This window comes from Actinosynnema sp. NPDC023658 (genome assembly GCF_040639995.1).
Lineage (GTDB): Bacteria > Actinomycetota > Actinomycetes > Mycobacteriales > Pseudonocardiaceae > Actinosynnema.
The window spans coordinates 1-4,637 of record NZ_JBFAAX010000463.1; the positions used below are offsets into that span (position 1 = coordinate 1).

Annotated in this window: 3 protein-coding genes; 1 reads left to right on the top strand and 2 read right to left on the bottom strand. The window is 71.6% G+C overall.

The window, feature by feature from the left end:
* Positions 1-157 precede the first annotated feature (157 nt).
* Positions 158-997, bottom strand: a complete 840-nt coding sequence (locus AB0G02_RS28985) for an aldo/keto reductase (protein ID WP_360799950.1) — start codon at positions 995-997, stop codon at positions 158-160.
* Positions 998-1,140: 143 nt separating this feature from the next.
* Positions 1,141-3,165 (bottom strand): phenylacetic acid degradation bifunctional protein PaaZ, encoded by a 2,025-nt coding sequence (paaZ, locus tag AB0G02_RS28990; RefSeq protein ID WP_360799953.1) that lies wholly within the window; start codon positions 3,163-3,165, stop codon positions 1,141-1,143.
* A gap of 137 nt (positions 3,166-3,302) precedes the next feature.
* Here paaZ and AB0G02_RS28995 point away from each other — a divergent pair, with 137 nt between their 5' ends.
* Positions 3,303-4,541 (top strand): family 16 glycosylhydrolase, encoded by a 1,239-nt coding sequence (locus tag AB0G02_RS28995; RefSeq protein WP_360799955.1) that lies wholly within the window; start codon positions 3,303-3,305, stop codon positions 4,539-4,541.
* Positions 4,542-4,637 lie beyond the last annotated feature (96 nt).

A 4,637-nucleotide genomic window follows, 5' to 3' on the forward strand; every position in this document is an offset into this window, starting at 1 on the left:
GGGCGGCCGGCGACGACCGGACCGAGGCGCTGCGGCGCCGGGTCGCGCGGCGGGCGTTCGACCCGGCGTGACCCCGGCACGCGCACGGGCGGCCCGGCACCGGGCCGGGCCGCCCACCGCGTGTCCGAGGTCCGTCGTCAGAGGCTGACCTCCGGCTTCAGGCCAGGGCGGACAGCTTCCCGAACTCCTCGTCGGTCAGCTCGATCCGCGCGGCGGCCACGTTCTCCTCCAGGTGCGCGATCGACGACGTGCCCGGGATCGGCAGCACGACCGGCGACTTGCGCAGCAGCCACGCCAGCGCGAGCTGCGCGGGGGTGGCGCCGTGCTCCTTGGACGCCGCGTCCAGCACGCCGCCCGGACGGGCCAGCTCACCGGTCGCCACCGGGAACCACGGGATGAACGCGATGCCCAGCTCGGTGGTGCGCTCCAGCACCGCCTCGTGGCCGCGGTTGGCCAGGTTGTACAGGTTCTGCACGCTCGCGATCGGCGCGACGGCCCGCGCGGCCTCGAGCTGGGCGACGTCCACCTCGGACAGCCCGATGTGCCGGATCTTGCCCTCCTCCTGCAACGCGCGCAGCTCCCCGACCTGGTCCTCCAGCGGGTAGTCCGGGTCGATGCGGTGCAGCTGGTAGAGGTCGATGCGCTCGACGCCGAGCCGGACCAGGCTGGTCTCCACGGCCTGCCGCAGGTAGGCGGGCTTGCCCAGGGTGATCCACTGGTTCGGGCCGGTGCGCAGCAGGCCGCCCTTGGTCGCGATGACCAGGTCGTCGGCGTACGGGTGCAGCGCCTGCCGGATCAGCTCCTCGTTGATGTGCGGGCCGTACGAGTCCGCGGTGTCGATGAAGTTGACGCCCAGCTCCCGCACCCGGCGCAGCAGGGCGATCGCGTTGTCGCGATCGGGCGGGTAGCCCCAGATGCCCTCACCGGTGAGCCGCATCGCGCCGTAGCCGAGGCGGTTGACGGTCAGGTCCCCGCCCAGCGAAAAGGTCTCAGACACCTCTGGTGCTCCTCGAAACTCGGGTGACGCTCAAGTACTCCTCCCCGCCAACCCCCGGGAGCACGCCGGTTGTTCCCGTCGCGCCGGACGTCCGGTGGGCGGACGCGTGAAGAGGATCACGACGCCCGCCCGCCTGACGCCCGCTACCGCTTGGCCACCAGCGTGAGCACGTCGTACTTGGCCACCGACTCGCCCTTCTGGTTGACCAGGTCGGCGTCCCAGCGGACCTCGCCGTAGTCCTGGTCCTCGCGGGGCGTGATCTGCTTCGCGGTCAGCGTCACGGTCAGCTCGTCGCCGGGGAACGTGGGCGTGAGGAACCGCAGGTTCTCCAGCCCGTAGTTGGCCAGCACCGGCCCCGGCTCGGGCGAGACGAACAGGCCCGCCGCGAACGACACCACCAGGTAGCCGTGCGCGACCCGGCCGCCGAAGAACGGGTTCGCCGCCGCGGCTTCCTCGTCCATGTGCGCGTAGAACGTGTCGCCGGTGAACTCGGCGAAGTGCTCGATGTCGGCCAGCGTCACCGTCCGGGGCCCGGCCACGACCGTGTCCCCGACCCGCAGCTCCCGCAACGACTTGCGGAACGGGTGCACGTCGGACTCGGTGCGCGGCGCACCCGCCACCCACCGGCCGGTGACCGCGCTCAACACCCTCGGGCTGGCCTGCACGGCCGTGCGCTGCATGTGGTGGAGCACGCCGCGGATGCCGCCCATCTCCTCGCCGCCGCCCGCGCGGCCAGGTCCGCCGTGCACCAGCATCGGCAGCGGCGAGCCGTGGCCGGTGGACTCCTTGGCGTCGTCGCGGTCGAGCACCAGCACCCGGCCGTGCCACGGCGCGACCCCCAGCACGACGTCACGGGCGAAGTCCACGTCGTGCGTGACGACCGAGCCGACCAGGCTGCCCGCGCCCCGCGCCGCCAGCTCGACCGCGTGCTCGGCGTCGCGGTAGGCCATCAGCGTCGACACCGGCCCGAACGCCTCCACCTCGTGCGGCTGGGCGTGGTCCGGGTCGGCCTTGAGCAGCACCGGCGACAGGAACGCGCCGCGCTCGGCGTCGGCGTCCACCACGTCGACGCGGTCGAGCGAGCCGTAGACGACGTCACCGACCTCCAGCAGCGCCTTGAGCGACCGCCGGACCTCCTCGCGCTGCTCCAACCCGGCCAGCGCGCCCATCCGGACGCTCTCGTTCGCGGGGTTGCCGATGACGACCTTCGCCAGGCGCGCGGTCGCGGCGTCCGCGACGGCGTCCAGGAGCGGGGCGGGCACCAGGGCACGCCGGATCGCGGTGCACTTCTGGCCGGCCTTGACCGTCATCTCGCTGACGAGCTGCTTGACGAACAGGTCGAACTCGGGCGTGCCCTCGACCGCGTCCGGGCCGAGGATCGAGCAGTTCAGCGAGTCCGCCTCGGCGTTGAACCGCACGCTGTTGCGCACCACGGTCGGGTGGGTGCGCAGCACCTGGGCGGTGGACGCGGAGCCGGTGAAGCCCACCAGGTCCTGCCCGGTGAGGTGGTCGAGCAGGTCGCCCGCGCTGCCGGTGACCAGCTGCAACGAGCCCTCGGGCAGCAGGTCGGAGGCCAGCATCAGCTCGACCAGCTTCTCGGTGACGTAGGCGGTCTGGGACGCGGGCTTGATCAGCGACGGCACGCCCGCGATGAACGCGGGGGCGAACTTCTCCAGCGGGCCCCACATGGGGAAGTTGAAGGCGTTGATCTGCACCGCGACGCCCCGCAGCGGCGTGGCGACGTGCTGCCCGACGAACGTGCCGCCCTTGCTCAGGGGCTCCACCGCGCCGTCGACGTGCACCTTGTCGTTGGGCAGCTCGCGCTTGGCCTTGCTCGCGTAGCCGAACAGCACGCCGATGCCGCCGTCGACGTCGATCAGCGAGTCGGTCCTGGTCGCGCCCGACCGGGCGGACAGGGCGTACAGCTCGTCGCGGTGCTCGCGCAGGTACGAGGCGAGGGCCTTGAGCAGGGCCGCGCGCTGGTGGAACGTCAGCTCGCGCAGCGCCGGCCCGCCGACGCGCCTGCCGTGGTCCAGCGCCGCCGCCATGTCGATCCCCTGCGACGAGATCCGGGCGATCTCCTCGCCGGTCACGGCGTCGTGCAGCGGCACGCCTTCGGTGGAGGGAGCGTGCCAGCGTCCGGACACGTAGCTGCGAAGCATGGCCATCGGGTGTCGACCTCCTCGTCGGGCCGGTGGGTGTCCCGGCATGACCCGACAGTAAAGCCTCCCTACTTTCATCGTGACTTGATTCAAGGTTATGCAGTAACTTCTGGCTGGCCGCCGCCAGAGTGAAGGGAGTGTCGATGAGGACACGAGTGGTGGTGAGCGCGGTGCTGCTCGCCTTCAGCGGGCTCGCCGTGCCCGCCGCGCAAGCCGCCCCGGCAACGAACGCCGCCGCCGACGTGGGCACCATGGCGGTGACCTTCGCGGAGGAGTTCAACGGCGCGGCCGGGACGCGGGTCGACGCCTCGAAGTGGAACACCGAGGTCGGCAACAACAACGGCAACAACCGCGAGCACCAGTACTACACGTCGTCGGCGAGCAACGCCGCCATGGACGGCGCGGGCAACCTGGTGATCACCGCCCGCAAGGAGAACCCGGGCAACTACAACTGCTGGTACGGCAGCTGCCTGTACACGTCGGCCAGGATCAACACCGCCGGCAAGTTCACCACGACCTACGGCAAGGTCGAGGCGCGGATGAAGATGCCGCGCGGCCGGGGCATGTGGCCCGCGTTCTGGATGCTCGGCCAGGACATCAACTCCGGCACGCCGTGGCCGAACAGCGGCGAGATCGACATCATGGAGTTCCTGGGCCACGACCTGGACACCGTGTACGGCACCATCCACGGTCCCGGGTACTCCGGCGCGGGCGGCATCGGCATGCCGTTCAACGGGCCGAACTTCGCCGACGGCTTCCACACCTTCGCGATCGAGTGGACGCCCACCGGCATCGCGTGGTCCGTGGACGGCACCGTCTACCAGCGCCGCACGCCGGCCGACGTCGGCGGCAACCAGTGGGTGTTCAACAAGCCGTTCTTCATCATCCTCAACCTGGCGGTCGGCGGCGAGTGGCCGGGCTACCCGGACGCGAGCACCACGTTCCCGCAGCAGCTCCTGGTCGACTACGTGCGCGTGTCGACGGTGGACGGCACCCAGCCCACGGGCGGTCGGATCACCGGCGTCGGCGGCAAGTGCCTGGACGTGGCGGCCGCCAACTCCGCCAACGGCACCCCCGTCCAGCTGTACGACTGCAACGGCACGGCCGCCCAGCAGTGGTCGCGCCCGGGTGACGGCTCGATCCGCGCGCTGGGCAAGTGCCTGGACGCGGCGTCGGGCGGCACGGCCGACGGCACGCTGGTCCAGCTGTGGGACTGCAACGGGTCCGGCGCGCAGAAGTGGGCGGTGAGCGGTGCGAAGGACATCGTGAACATCCAGGCGAACAAGTGCCTGGACGCCCAGAACGGCAGTTCCGCCAACGGCACCCGCACGCAGCTGTGGACGTGCAACGGGTCCGCCGCCCAGAAGTGGACCGTCTCCTGAGCCGACCCGCTCCGATCAGGGCTCCCCGCCCCTGATCGACGCGGGGACGGTCCGGCCGCCCGCGACCGCCGACTCTCCCCAGCGGTCGCGGCGGCC